At 66.2% G+C, this 12,505-nt stretch carries 12 protein-coding genes, 1 tRNA gene and 1 pseudogene; 7 read left to right on the forward strand and 7 right to left on the reverse strand.

Going from position 1 to position 12,505, the window contains the following annotated elements; genetic code table 11:
• Window positions 1–201: 201 nt before the first annotated feature.
• On the forward strand, window positions 202–1,632 hold the full coding sequence (locus tag HF024_RS13510) for an SIR2 family protein (RefSeq protein WP_168689888.1): 1,431 nt from the start codon (window positions 202–204) through the stop codon (window positions 1,630–1,632).
• A 199-nt stretch (window positions 1,633–1,831) separates the two neighbouring features.
• Here HF024_RS13510 and HF024_RS13515 read toward each other — a convergent pair whose 3' ends face one another.
• Window positions 1,832–2,704 (reverse strand): hypothetical protein, encoded by an 873-nt coding sequence (locus HF024_RS13515; protein WP_168689889.1) that lies wholly within the window; start codon window positions 2,702–2,704, stop codon window positions 1,832–1,834.
• Window positions 2,705–2,893: 189 nt separating this feature from the next.
• Between HF024_RS13515 and HF024_RS13520 the strand changes: the two genes are divergently transcribed.
• Window positions 2,894–4,243, forward strand: coding sequence for an RES domain-containing protein (locus HF024_RS13520; RefSeq protein ID WP_168689890.1), 1,350 nt, complete (start codon window positions 2,894–2,896; stop codon window positions 4,241–4,243).
• 579 nt (window positions 4,244–4,822) lie between these two features.
• On the opposite strand, the gene HF024_RS13525 is transcribed toward HF024_RS13520, so the two are convergent.
• Both HF024_RS13525 and HF024_RS13530 read right to left on the reverse strand, forming a co-directional pair.
• Window positions 4,823–4,894 (reverse strand) — tRNA-Arg (locus HF024_RS13525).
• Between the two features lie 55 nt (window positions 4,895–4,949).
• A complete protein-coding gene (locus HF024_RS13530; protein WP_085370730.1) occupies window positions 4,950–5,447 on the reverse strand; it encodes an HNH endonuclease in 498 nt (165 codons plus the stop codon).
• Between the two features lie 65 nt (window positions 5,448–5,512).
• On the opposite strand from HF024_RS13530, the gene HF024_RS19675 reads away from it, so the two are divergent.
• Entirely contained in the window at window positions 5,513–5,728 is a 216-nt protein-coding gene (locus HF024_RS19675) for a hypothetical protein (protein WP_210723955.1), read from the forward strand.
• A 212-nt stretch (window positions 5,729–5,940) separates the two neighbouring features.
• On the opposite strand, the gene HF024_RS13540 is transcribed toward HF024_RS19675, so the two are convergent.
• Both HF024_RS13540 and HF024_RS13545 read right to left on the reverse strand, forming a co-directional pair.
• On the reverse strand, window positions 5,941–6,729 hold the full coding sequence (locus HF024_RS13540) for a C40 family peptidase (RefSeq protein WP_247597116.1): 789 nt from the start codon (window positions 6,727–6,729) through the stop codon (window positions 5,941–5,943).
• Window positions 6,730–7,040: 311 nt separating this feature from the next.
• Complete coding sequence (locus HF024_RS13545; protein ID WP_085370731.1) at window positions 7,041–7,730, reverse strand: metal-dependent transcriptional regulator; 690 nt, start codon at window positions 7,728–7,730, stop codon at window positions 7,041–7,043.
• 120 nt (window positions 7,731–7,850) lie between these two features.
• Here HF024_RS13545 and serC point away from each other — a divergent pair, with 120 nt between their 5' ends.
• On the forward strand, window positions 7,851–8,966 hold the full coding sequence (gene serC, locus HF024_RS13550; RefSeq protein WP_168689891.1) for a phosphoserine transaminase: 1,116 nt from the start codon (window positions 7,851–7,853) through the stop codon (window positions 8,964–8,966).
• Window positions 8,967–9,089: 123 nt separating this feature from the next.
• Complete coding sequence (locus tag HF024_RS19865) at window positions 9,090–9,212, forward strand: hypothetical protein (RefSeq protein WP_348770486.1); 123 nt, start codon at window positions 9,090–9,092, stop codon at window positions 9,210–9,212.
• A 180-nt stretch (window positions 9,213–9,392) separates the two neighbouring features.
• Here HF024_RS19865 and HF024_RS19980 read toward each other — a convergent pair.
• Together HF024_RS19980 and HF024_RS13560 are read right to left on the reverse strand one after the other, a co-directional pair.
• Window positions 9,393–9,854, reverse strand: a pseudogene (locus HF024_RS19980) (DUF3027 domain-containing protein); the annotation flags it as partial.
• Window positions 9,847–10,227 (reverse strand): cold shock domain-containing protein, encoded by a 381-nt coding sequence (locus HF024_RS13560; protein WP_085370734.1) that lies wholly within the window; start codon window positions 10,225–10,227, stop codon window positions 9,847–9,849. The pseudogene HF024_RS19980 and the gene HF024_RS13560, both read right to left, overlap by 8 nt.
• Before the next feature lie 56 nt (window positions 10,228–10,283).
• Between HF024_RS13560 and HF024_RS13565 the strand changes: the two genes are divergently transcribed.
• Together HF024_RS13565 and HF024_RS19985 are read left to right on the forward strand one after the other, a co-directional pair.
• Complete coding sequence (locus tag HF024_RS13565) at window positions 10,284–10,571, forward strand: hypothetical protein (RefSeq protein ID WP_085370735.1); 288 nt, start codon at window positions 10,284–10,286, stop codon at window positions 10,569–10,571.
• A 31-nt stretch (window positions 10,572–10,602) separates the two neighbouring features.
• Complete coding sequence (locus tag HF024_RS19985; protein ID WP_168689893.1) at window positions 10,603–12,465, forward strand: helicase-associated domain-containing protein; 1,863 nt, start codon at window positions 10,603–10,605, stop codon at window positions 12,463–12,465.
• Window positions 12,466–12,505: the final 40 nt, after the last annotated feature.

A 12,505-nucleotide genomic window follows, 5' to 3' on the forward strand; every position in this document is an offset into this window, starting at 1 on the left:
CTCCAATGGCCACAAGACAGCTACGTGCCCACGAGGCAGATAGGCGAGAGCAATGACGCAAGACTCCGTGACGGCAAGTGGGCATGGACTCTGCTCTCTCCTTGCCACTCCGACTCGTGCGCCCGACGCAACTTTGATCCAACAGATTGCTCGCGAGCGACTTCCCCCTGTCGAAACCTCCACGGACGGACCCTGCCGGACATGAGCGGACGAAACACCGAGTTCCCGCTCAGCCCAAAGCGGGATGTGTGGCTGTTGGGCGCTGGTTTCTCAAGAGCCGCGTCATCAGCGATGCCTCTTACTGACGAGCTCGGCACGGATGCGTTGGAAGAACTGCGGAAACGACGGCCGAACCTAAGCTTCACCGCGCCGCACTTTTCGGCTGAAGGTCTAACGTTCGAAGCTTGGCTCACCTGGCTGGCCGAACGTCAGCCCTATGAAGACGAGTCTGAGGCATTCGCACAATTGGCTATCTTCACTGCAGTCCAGGCCACGATCGCGGACGTGCTGCGGCAGCGCGAGACCCGTGCGGCGACCCACATGGCATCTTGGTTCGACGCGTTCATCGACCTGGCGCATCATGCCGAAACTGCGATCATCACCCTGAACTACGACACGTTGGTTGAGCAAGGGTTGTACGGGCGCGGCTACCGCGACGAGCGCGAATACCTCCAACCCATGGATGCCATCGTCGGATTCCCTAACGGGAGGGGCATGTTCATGGCCGTCCCGCAAGGTTTTGTGCGCCACCCAACGCTCCGCGTCTACAAGTTGCATGGCTCTACCGACTGGCACTATTTCCCGGGCGACACCAGCGGCGCGACGCTGGATCGTGTGGAGGTAAGTCCCGGACGAGAGCTGGAAGACCTCGTTCCGGTGATCGGGGGACGGTCCCCCTTCATCGTCCCGCCAACGTCCACGAAGAGCCGCTACTTCGACAATCCAAAGACGCGCTTCCTCTGGCGGGAAGCCCGCCGCGAGCTCGATGAAGCCCATCGAGTTGTCCTGATTGGCTACTCCCTCCCACTGACCGACACGAACCTCGCGAGCTTGCTTGCGAGAGCTCTGTCAGAATCCAAATCTGACGTCCTCATCGTGAACCCCGATGCGTCGGAAGTCGCTCGGCGGCTGCAGGCTCTCGGCGTTGACTCGTCACGCATCCAGACTCTCGGCGGTATGACGTGCGTCGGGGAGTTCGTCGAGCGAGAAGTCAAGGAAACTAGTCGTCGGCTGGCGGCGAGTCTCGCCGAGTCCTATCAACGTCGCGTCGACGCGCCGGTCGCAGTGGGCTGGCCGCATCCGGGCGCGTACGCCGCAGTCCAAGGCTACGAGGTAAGCGACGATGGTCTGACTCTCCGTGTCGCAAGCTTCGGCCCGCTCCAAACCCTCGCAAGGCCGGGCACCGTCTTGCCCGAAGGACAGCAATATTCTGTCGCAATGACGCTCGGGGATCTGCCGTCCCCAGACCCGAAAAGAATGCTCCGCGCTACCGACGGGCAGACGACATGGACACTCGCAGGCTATGTGGGCCAACTCACCGAGGTCGAGGTAGGGACGAGTCGTGCGGCATACCAACATCAAGCCGATGACGACTGGATCGTATTGCGTCCCATCGGAAGAGCCCCAGCCTGATCCCCAAGAGCGGACTGCCTGACCACGATCCCCGAGCGGACGTCGCACCGTTCTGCGCATTCGCTGCCCCGTAACACCCGAGGCTGCGACGTCGGTGCGGTGTACTACACCCCATTTGTTGCCGCAAGGGTGGTCAAGGACAAGACCTGTTGGCATCGATCCGACCTCCGCTCGTAGACCAGGCGTGAACGCCGCCTTACTAAGTGAGCGTCGCGCTCGTACTTCCCGACTCGCCCTCCACGATGTGCACGTCGCGGAATCGTGACGAGGGGAACGGAGGACGACGGTCATCCGGCGACCAGTCCGCGGCGGCTACAGCGCGCACCTGGACTAGTTCCGGGTGCTGAAACAGCTCACTGAGCATTTCCGGGGTCACCTCATCTACGATGGGCTGCTTCAGCTCCTTCAGTCGAGCTGTGAGCTGTTCCGCGAGACGTTCCAGCATCTGGTGTAGGCCCTCAACGAAGGCTTCTGGCAACGGGTGTTCGAACGTCGCGCTGCGGACCTCTTCCAGGCTCACCGCGCCGTCAGGCTGCCGCTCCAGGTCGAACAGCGGGACGGTCGTCGTCATTGAGTTCTCGGAGTGAACAGTGAAGCGGTTACGGAGAATGCGGATGCTCTCGGTCAGCTCGACATCAGCCTCGGAGAACTCGATGATGTCGGCGAGGTCGGGACGCGCGTTCGAGTTCCAGGTCCGTCCGTAGACGCTCACTGCCTGCGCGCGCAGATGTCCTTTCGCTGTGTTGTCTTCCAGCACAGCCGCGCACTCCAGCGCGGACAGCGCACGGCGTAGGTCGTGCATGTGGCTGGCGGCAGCGATGTAGGTACGGACCGCCGGGGAGTCGTAGCCCATCGTTTGCACGTGCATACCGCGCTCGTCATCCACCGCAGCGATAGCCGTGAGCCGAGCAACCTCTTCGCTATCGCCATACGCGCACAGCTCCCACTGAACCTCGTCGCCGTCGAGCTTGCGGAAGTGGACAGTCGCCTGCCACGCGCCGCGATGCTGTTCCTCTACTGGTGATGGCTCGACGACGGGGTCGGTGTACTCGCCGGGCGCTAGCTCTTTCATATTGCGGAGCCTATCGAGCTAGCGGTGATGCACAGCGCGGAGGAGATGCATCGTCAGCTCGTCCATCCGGGAGCCACCTGAAAGGAAGAAAGATCTGAGTGCTCTTCCGCCGGTCTCCGTAACGACTCATACCATCACACCGGTCTGATAGCGTCCGCTACCCAGTCGGGCTGTGGATAGCATCAGTCCGTGGAACCCTCAGACTTCTATGGCATCGGCGGAATGGACGAGACAGCCTGCGTTGACCACATCAGAGACGATGTCTTACATGCCGCGCTATCCAACGTTGCCGACAAATTCGAGTGCTCCTTCTGCGGGCGGAAACCTGAGCCAGGCGAGCCGGCGTTCGCCGTCGAGCTGGACGAGCTCGGGGTGCGCGTATGGGACGTGCTCAACTGGCTCTACCAGTCGACTGAGGACGGCGGCGACCCTTGGCGATGCTACGAGGAGTACGACAACACGTACGTGATGTACGAGACCGTTGAGGACGCTGTTGACCCTGAGTACGCCATGCACATCGTGGAGCGCCTGATCGCGGCCACCAGCTCGACGGACGCATGGATTCCGAGTGACAGCGCGGACCCGTCTGCGCTCGGGTGGGGCACCTACTCCGCGACCGTTCGTACCGAGAGCCGGTTCGTCGTCGTCGGAGCTTCAAACCGGCCAGGATACGAGGACGAGCCGCCAGCCCGTATTGGCAAGTTTCTCGAAGCGCTGCTCGCATACGTCGAGTCAGACCTGCTGGTCGAGCTACCCGCTGATTCGACCTTGTATCGCGGACGCATGACTGATGATGCTCGTGCTCTTCTCCACAAAGTCCGAAAAGAGCCAAGTACGGAGCTAGGGTCTGCCCCTCCGCAGCTTGCGAAGAACGGTCGCCTTTCGCCGCCTGGAATCAGCTTGTTCTACTCAGCCGACGACCTCCATGTCGCGGTGGCGGAGATTGCGCTCCATTCCGAGTACGACCAAGCAGTGATGGGTGCGTTCAAGACGACGCGGTCGCTGCGAATCCTCGACTTCACGCGCCCCCTGACGAAGTTGCCGAGCATCTTCGCGACGGACGACGAGAGCCGTCGGAGGTGGACCTTCGCTCGGTTCAAGAAGCACTTCACCGACATGATTACGGCTCCGGTGGTCCTCGACGGTCGCGAGGCCGTTGACTACACGCCAACGCAGGTCGTCGCAGAGTGGCTGAGATGGGTGCCGGAAGACCGCATCGACGGCATCGCGTGGCCCTCACACCTCGCGGAGGAGAAGGGCGACGTCGCCGCTGATTCTGGTGACGCCCTCAGCGGCGCCCACGATGCCGCTTCTGTTCCACTTGGCCGAAACGTCGCGCTGTTCTTCGGGTATGGGGCCGACTTCCAGTCCGTCCCGCCAACCGCAGTCGAGCTGGCTCGTCCGATTCAACGGAAGCCGACCTTGACTCTGGCGGCCGATGACATCACGTCGCACCAGGTCTCTCGTTCCGTGAGAGTGGCGGAGCTTCGAGAGGACGAGGCCGACGACGACCCCTATCCGATGTTCATGGGCTTCTAGTGAACCGGGGCGCGGCGGTCCGTCGCGCAAAGCGGCTCGCCATCTGAGCAACCGGATTCTGTCGGGTGATCATGGCCCGGACCCAATGTTCGTGGACTCGAAGTAGTCCCGTGAGGGATTCTGACAACCTCGGACCTTTGCTGAGACAGGAGGAGGATCAGAGCGTTCAAATTTGACGCCGGTCCCATCACCTCCACGCTGACCGAATAGCCGTCGTGGTGGTCGGCGTTCTCCTCGCAGCGTAGGTAGCCTGGCGGGACCCAAGTCAGGGGGATCCGATCCGTGTCCGCAGGAGAGTGGATCAACGGACAGCCGACATGATTGGCTTGCGCGCTCGACCGCGACATCCGCGAATGGGCGATTCCCGTAAGACCGCCAACAAACGTGCCCGTTCATGGCGCCTCAAGCGCTTCAGCACGAACCACGCTCATTCGAAACGCCGACTCCGCCGCGCACGCACTTAGAGTTTCTTAGAGTTTGTCGGCGTGCTGTGGGCAAATTGTGGGCAAATCTGAAAACCGAGGAACTCGCGCCCTTCGGAAATGGCACCTGACCAGCAAAATCATCGGACATTACAGGTGCCCCTGGAGGGACTCGAACCCCCAACCTTCTCCTTAGGACGGAGCAGCTCTTCCATTGAGCTACAGAGGCTGACCGCACCACTCTACCGGGGGCCGCGAGCCAGCGCGAAACGGGCGGCGGCGCGTCAGGCTGCTGGGGCGAGGTAGTCGCTCCAGTCGGGCTGGGCGACCTCGGTGCCGCGCACCACCCAGGATGCGTCGTGGGGCACTCGCGGGGTGAAGGCGAGGGTCCAGTTCATCTCGGCGGGGGTGTGGTTGCCTTTGACGTTGTTGCAGCGGAGGCAGCAGGCGACGAGGTTTTCCCAGCTGTCGGCACCGCCGCGGGAGCGTGGGAGGACGTGGTCGATCGTGGTGGCCGACTTTCCGCAGTATGCGCAGCGGTGCGCATCCCGGCGGAGGACGCCGCGGCGGCTTACGGGGACCGCACGACCGCGCGGGATGCGGACGTAGCGGGTGAGGAGGATGACCGACGGGCGCTCGTAGCTGGCGGAGATGCCCCAGACCGGGTGGGCCTGGTCGATCGACAGGACCGTGGCTTTCTGGTTCATCACGAGCACGATGGCGCGTTTGAAGGAGACGACCGCCAGGGGTTCGTAGCCGGCATTGAGGACCAGTGTCTTCATCGTGGACCTTCCTGGAAAACAAAAAGGGCACTGTCCGTGTGGACAGCGCCCAGTGAAACGGCGGCATGGTGGCGGCAGGCCACAAAGGGGCGGCGGCAGGCCACGGTGTGGTGACGACAGGCGAGGAAGTCGTGGTGGCGGGCTATCAGCTCGTCGACGGCGACAGTGGATGCGGCGCCAGCGGATGCGGCGACAGTGGATGCGGCGCCAGCGGATGCGGCGCCAGCGGATGCGCCGACAGTGGATACGGCGCCCGCTCCCGCGAAACGGCCGCGCTCTAGCCAGGAAGTCACCCTGCGCGGCTCGGCCATCGCACTCCCGGATCTCTCGCGGTGCGAACATCCAACGCGTGGACATTCACGGTTTCAGGGGATCAGAGTAACGCAGAAACGGCGCACCACATATTCGTGGCGCGCCGCTCGCTGTCCGCGTTACGCGGAGTTCACGTTCCGTTCGGGTCCTGGAAGCCTCAGGAACCGGTCGAAACGAGGTGTCAGATGCCCAGACGGACGATGTAGTAGTCGCTCGTCCAGATGGGGCGGATGGAGATGCTGCGGCCGGTGTCCGGCGCATCCATGATGTTGCCGTTTCCGGCGTAGAAGCCGTCGTGACCGGGCATGATGACCAGGTCGCCCGGCTGGGCGTCCGCGATCGAGATGCGCTTGCCCATCGCCGCCTGGCCGGAGACCGAGTGCGGCAGGGAGATCCCGAACTGGGCGTAGACGTACATGACGTAGCCCGAGCAGTCGAAGCCGGCCGGGGTCGAGCCGCCGAAGACGTACGGGGTGCCGATGTACTGCTGCGCCACCGAGAACACCTGCGGGAGGCTGAAGCTGGGGTACGGAGGGTTGGCCAGGAAGTCGGTGACCGACGGGCCGGAGTAGCTGGCGTAGCTCGCGAACGAGACGGCGGCCTGCTGGCGGGCCAGCTCAGCGGCCTTGGCCGCCTTGGCTGCCGACAACTCCTGCTCGCTGGTGGCGGTGGCCGCGTCGCGGGCGACGGCTGCCGCTGCGACGGTCTGCGGGACCTCGACGCTCTGCGGCTGGGCCTTCTTCATGCTGTCCACGGCGCTGCTCTTGAACTGCGCGGTGTCTGCACCCTGCGGGTTGAACGCGTAGGCGGGAATCGCCATCGTGGCGATGAGACCAGCGGCGAGGGTCATGACGGCGACGTTGATCACGCCGCCCTTGACCTTCTTGCTCGTCTTCTTGTCCGCGGGCTTCCGGAACGCGGTTCCGGTGGTGGGCTCGACGGCCGTCTGGCGCACCGGCGCGCGGCGCACGGAACGGCGGGACGCGAGGTCGGAGGGTGCGGGGGTCGAGCTATTCGGGTTTACGGGGCGCTCTTCAGAGCCGGGTGTACCTAATAGTGCCAAGGTTTGAACCTCCTGCGCTCCAACAGCACTAGGTAGCTGCCCCGTCCCGGATGCTTATAGCTTGGCTTCGCGAACCAGGAGACAGGAGTGGGGGGGTGGAGCGTCCCGGTTCGGGTCCTGTGGCCGGCTTCTGGCCCGTCGGACTCGTTAGAGACTACGGGACGACCCCCGCTTTGTCACATCCTTTTGCCGATATTTTAACAAGTCGGTAACGGAAATCAGGCCTCGACGAAGATGTGCGCTGCGAGTTCGTTCGGGAGTTCCAGCCCGTTCTCGTAGCCGTCGATCTGCACGGCGACGTACGAGCCTGCCGGAGTGAATGTGCCGGTCGAGCCCGGAAAAACGCCGGCCTGCTTGAGCTGCAGCAGCAGTTCGGGGTCGACCTGGGCGGGCTCGCCGAGGCGCTTGATCCTGGCAGAAACCCCCGAACTGTTGCCCACGACGACATCCACGAGGTTGGTGAGGCCCTCGGTGGTGGGCGATTCGATGTCGCCCAGTTCGTCGAGGCCAGGGATGGGGTTGCCGTACGGGGACTCGGTCGGGTGCCCGAGCATGGTGAGCAGCTTACGCTCGACCTGCTCGCTCATCACGTGCTCCCAGCGGCAGGCCTCTTCGTGCACGTACTCCCACTCGAGTTCGATCACGTCGCTGAGCAGGCGCTCGGCCAGGCGGTGCTTGCGCATCACGTGGACGGCCTTGCGGCGCCCGTCGTCGGTGAGTTCGAGGTGGCGGTCGCCGGAGACGACGACGAGGCCGTCCCGTTCCATGCGGCCGACGGTCTGGGAGACGGTCGGGCCGGAGTGGCCGAGACGCTCCGAGATGCGCGCACGCAGCGGGACGATGTTGTCCTCTTCCAATTCCAGGATGGTGCGAAGGTACATCTCGGTCGTATCGATCAGGTCGGTCATCAACCCTCCAGCTGTTGTCACGCGTATGTCCAGTAGAGCCTACTTGGTGCCGGTGACAGCGGGCTGTAGCCACGGCAGGAGTCGACCGACAGGGGTTCCAACAGCCAATAGACTCTGGATATGCCGGATGTGACGATTCCCACTGATCTGCTGCCCGCCGACGGACGATTCGGATGCGGCCCATCCAAGGTCCGCCAGGAGCAGGTGTCCTACCTCGCCGGTGCCGGAGCGCAGCTTCTCGGCACCTCGCACCGCCAGGCTCCGATCAAGAACCTCGTCGGCCGCGTGCGCGACGGGCTCGGCGAGCTGTTCCGCATCCCGGACGGCTACGAGATCGTCCTCGGCAACGGCGGCTCGACCGCGTTCTGGGACGCCGCCGCGTTCTCCTTGATCGAGAAGCGCAGCCAGAACCTCGTCTTCGGCGAGTTCGGCGGCAAGTTCGCCGCGGCCGCGAAGACCCCGTGGCTGGATGCGCCCCAGGTCATCGACGCCCCTGCGGGTTCACGCAGCGAGGCGCAAGCCGCTGCGGGCATCGACGTCTACGCCTGGCCGCACAACGAGACCTCCACCGGCGTCATGGCGCCCGTGAAGCGCGTGCACGGTGACGACGGCGCCCTCACGGTGATCGACGCGACCAGTGCGGCGGGGGGCGTCGACATCGACGCAGCGGAGTCGGACATCTACTACTTCGCCCCGCAGAAGAACTTCGCGTCGGACGGCGGCCTCTGGCTCGCCCTCTTCTCCCCCGCAGCCATCGAGCGGGTCGAACGGATCGCGGCGAGCGACAGGTACATCCCGGAGTTCCTCAGCATCAAGAACGCGATCGACAACTCGCGTCTCAACCAGACGCTGAACACCCCGGCCGTCTCCACCCTGGTGCTGCTCGAGAACCAGATCCAGTGGATGAACGACAACGGTGGTCTCGCCTGGGCCGATGCCCGCACGGCGGAGTCCTCGAATGCGCTCTACGGCTGGGCGGAGGGCGTGGAGTACGCGACGCCGTTCGTCGCCGATCCTTCGCACCGCTCGCAGGTCGTCGTCACGATCGACTTCGACGACGCGGTCGACGCCTCCGCCGTCGCCAAGATCCTGCGCGCCAACGGCGTAGTCGACACGGAGCCGTACCGCAAGCTCGGCCGCAACCAGCTGCGCGTCGCGACGTTCACGGCCATCGAGCCGGACGACGTCCGCGCCCTGATCGGCTGCATCGAGTACGTCGTCGGCCAGCTGGGCTGAGCGGCAGACACCGTGCGCCTCTGGCTCCGCGACGACGAGCGACGGCCTGATCCTGTCCCCGTGAAGACGGACGACAGGAAGGCCGTGCTCGTCGGGCTAGGCCTGTGGCTGGTCGCCCTCGTCGTGACGCTGGTCTTCTTCCGTCAGCTGAGCGCCTCCGGAGACGGCTGGTGGCTCTGGACCGTCATTGTCGGTCTCGGCCTCGGCCTCGTCGGCCTCGGATACCTCAGCGTCAAACGCCGCTGAGTCGTCGTCGATGTCTGAGTCGTCGGAGTCGTCCGCGTCGTCGTACGACTCGTCCGCGCTCTCGATGTCGACGCCGTCGAGGTCGTCCGGGTGCAGGTCGTGCACGTCGTGCTCGCCGTCCTCGCCGTCCTCGTCCTCGTCTTCGAAGTCGTCGTCCGTCTCGTCGTCGTCGTCGACGTCGAGCTCGTCGTCCGCCTCGTCATCGTCGTCGCCCGCGTCGGCCTCCGCCGCAGCGATGGCCTCCTGGGACGCCTGGTACTCCGCGAGCCGCTCCGACCACGGCACCCAGTCCGGCGCCAGCAGGGCGCGCTCGCCCGGCATCAGCTCCGCCTCGAGCACGCTCGGTGCGGACTCGTCGTCGATGCGCGACAGAGTGACCGTCCAGTGCCAGCCCGGATACCCGGACATGGTGCACTCGAACAGCAGGGAGAGCACGTGCTCCCCCTCCACGATGTGGCCGGCGGGCGCGCCGATGGTGGCCGCCGGCGTGATCTCCTTCAGCGCATCCAGCGCCTGGGCGACGGATGCGAGGAGCACGTCGTCCGGGACGGTCCAGACGGGAGCGTCCTCGACCGGCGCCGACGCGGCCTCCGAAGACTCGGTGGTCGCGTCGACGTCCGTCTCGTTCTCGGTGTCAGGCATCCAGGTCGTCCGCAACCCGGCGCAGCACGGCGGCGATCTTCGCGCCGTGCGCCTTGTCCGGGTACTTGCCCCGCTTGAGGTTCGCGCCGATGCCGTCGAGCAGCTTCACGAGGTCTTCGACGATGATCGCCATGTCGTCCGCCGACTTGCGGCTCATCTTCACGAGGCTGGGCGGGGCGTCGAGGACGCGCACCGACAGTGCCTGGGCGCCGCGCTTGCCGTCGGCGATGCCGAACTCGAGGCGGGTTCCCGCTTTCACGACGGCACCTGCCGGCAGGGCGGAGGCGTGCAGGAAGACTTCTTGGCCGTCATCGGAGCTGATGAAGCCGAAGCCTTTCTCGTCGTCGTAGAACTTGACCTTGCCGGTTGGCATGGGAACCTCATTTCACATGGGGGATCGTATGACCAACCTCAATTATCCTTGATTTCGTGACCCAGCAGACCCCACAGGCGGCAAGCCGCCTCCAGCGCATCCTGTCGTACATCATTGCGGCACTCGTGATCATCTCTTTGGTCTGCATCGCAGCCGTCCTGATCGGCTCCGCTCTCGGCGGAATGCCGGAGCAGGGTTCCGGCCAGGGCATCTGGCCCGTGGTGTTCGTCCTGCCGATGATCGGCCTGTCCGTCTCGTTCGTGCTGGTGATCGTGCTCATCGTCATCACCGGGCGCCAGCGCAGCAAAGCGGCGAAGGCTGCGACCCGCACGGACAAGCGGTAGGCCGGCGGACGGCAGGGCTGGACCAGCGCCCATGACGAACACGCTCGCCCTGGCAGCTCGCCTGCGGGCGATGCCGGACGAGTCCATCGTCCGCGTCCTGCGCGAGCGGACCATCCGCCGCGCGGGCGTCTCCGACTTCTTCGACCTCGCAGACGCCCTCCTCGACCGGGACTCCGTGCAGCGCGCGCTGTCCGGGCTCGACCGCACGAGGCTGGCCGTCCTGGTGACGCTCGGTCGCGCATCCACCCCGATGGATGCGTCCCAGGTCGCTGCAGCGCTCTCCGGCGCAGCCGCCACCCCCGGCATCGACGTCGATGCCGCCCAGGAGGCGCTGGACGCCGTCTCCGGCCTCATCCTCGCCCATCCGGACTCCGGCGCGTTCTCGGCGTACGAGGCCGTCACGGCGCAGCTGGCCGCCTGGCCCGGCCTCGGCCTGCCGTCACCGGATGCGCTCCTCGCCGAGCCGGCGCCGCCCGCGCTGGCCGCCGTCCCGGACACCGAGCGCCGGTTCACGGACCGGCTGGCCGCCGAGCGCGCCTTCGACGCCGTCACCGCCGTCTCCGAGCTGATCGCCGAACTCTTCCGCGAGGGCGCGCGCGAGCTGCAGAAGGGCGGCCTCGCCCTGCCGGCGAGCAAGCGCATCGCCGGGGCCCTGGCCGTGGACGTGTCCGTGGTCCCCACCGTGTTCTCCGTCGCATCCCGCGCCGGCCTCGTCGCGCTGGAGGACGCCGTCTGGCTGCCGACGGAGGCCGCGACCGACTGGCAGCACTCCCCCACCGCCGACCGCTGGCGCGCCCTCGCCGCCGCGTGGCAGGATGCCCTGCCCGACGACCTGCGCCGCATCCTCTCCGGACGCAGCAGGGCGGCCTGGGGCGAGAGCCTGCGCGAGTACGTCGCCTGGCTGTACCCCGCCGGCCGCGAGCTGGCCGAGGAGCGGGTCGCGGCGTACACGCGCGACGCGGAGTGGCTCGGCGTGACAGCGCACCAGGCGCCGAGCAGCGCCGGTTGCGCCCTGGTCGAGGACGGCCCGGATGCCGCGGCCGACACTGTGCGCGAGCTGTTCCCCGCCGAAGTGGACAAGGTCTACCTGCAGCACGACCTCACCATCGTCGCCCCCGGCCCGCTCGAACCGGCCATCGACGGACGGCTGCGCGGCATGGCCGACGTCGAGAGCAGGGCGCTCGCATCCACGTTCCGGGTGTCGGCCGCCACCATCGACCGCGCGATCACCGCGGGTGAGACGGCAGAGAGCATCCACGCGTTCCTCGCCGAGATCTCGCTGACCGGGGTGCCCCAGCCGCTCGACTACCTGGTGCGGGATGCGGCCGAACGGTACGGCCGCGTGCGCGTGCGCTCCCTCGGCGACGACGGGCGGATGCGGTCGGCGGTGGTCTCGTCCGATGCGACGCTGCTGACCACCATCCAGGTCGACCAGTCGCTCAGCGCGCTCGGGCTCGTCCGGGCGGCGGAGGACAGGCTGGAGAGCCGGTTCGCCCGGGATGTGGTGTTCTGGGCGATCAGCGACGCCCGGTATCCGGTGGCCGCGGAGGACGCGGACGGGAACGTGGAGGCGCTGCGCCGGCAGAGGGTCGCGCATCCCCGGGCCGTCGAGCGCGCCGACCAGGAGGCGGCACTCGTCGCCCGCCTGCGCGAGGCGGACGACACCGCCGACGAGAGTACGGGAGAGCAGTGGCTGACCCGGCAGCTCGACCTGGCCATCCGGGGCAGGCAACTGGTGGTGGTCGAGGTGACGATGCCCGACGGCCGCGTGGTGGACTACCTGCTGGAGCCGACCGGCGTGGGCGGCGGGCGCCTCCGCGGCCGCGACCGCGCCGCGGACATCGAGCGCACGCTCCCCCTCTCCAGCGTCACCGGCCTCCGCCCCGCAGACTGACCCAGCTGGGAAGGGCGCAAGGAAAGCGGGCGTAGACTCA

Source organism: Leifsonia sp. PS1209 (assembly GCF_012317045.1).
Lineage (GTDB): Bacteria > Actinomycetota > Actinomycetes > Actinomycetales > Microbacteriaceae > Leifsonia.

Excerpts from the sequence above, each read along its gene's own strand:
- HF024_RS13510 (WP_168689888.1), top strand. The coding sequence starts at position 202 with ATGAGCGGACGAAACACCGAGTTCCCGCTCAGCCCAAAGCGGGATGTG.
- HF024_RS13515 (WP_168689889.1), bottom strand. The coding sequence starts at position 2,704 with ATGAAAGAGCTAGCGCCCGGCGAGTACACCGACCCCGTCGTCGAGCCA.
- HF024_RS13530 (WP_085370730.1), bottom strand. The coding sequence starts at position 5,447 with ATGAAGACACTGGTCCTCAATGCCGGCTACGAACCCCTGGCGGTCGTC.
- HF024_RS19675 (WP_210723955.1), top strand. The coding sequence starts at position 5,513 with ATGGTGGCGGCAGGCCACAAAGGGGCGGCGGCAGGCCACGGTGTGGTG.
- HF024_RS13545 (WP_085370731.1), bottom strand. The coding sequence starts at position 7,730 with ATGACCGACCTGATCGATACGACCGAGATGTACCTTCGCACCATCCTG.
- serC (WP_168689891.1), top strand. The coding sequence starts at position 7,851 with ATGCCGGATGTGACGATTCCCACTGATCTGCTGCCCGCCGACGGACGA.
- HF024_RS13560 (WP_085370734.1), bottom strand. The coding sequence starts at position 10,227 with ATGCCAACCGGCAAGGTCAAGTTCTACGACGACGAGAAAGGCTTCGGC.
- HF024_RS19985 (WP_168689893.1), top strand. The coding sequence starts at position 10,603 with ATGACGAACACGCTCGCCCTGGCAGCTCGCCTGCGGGCGATGCCGGAC.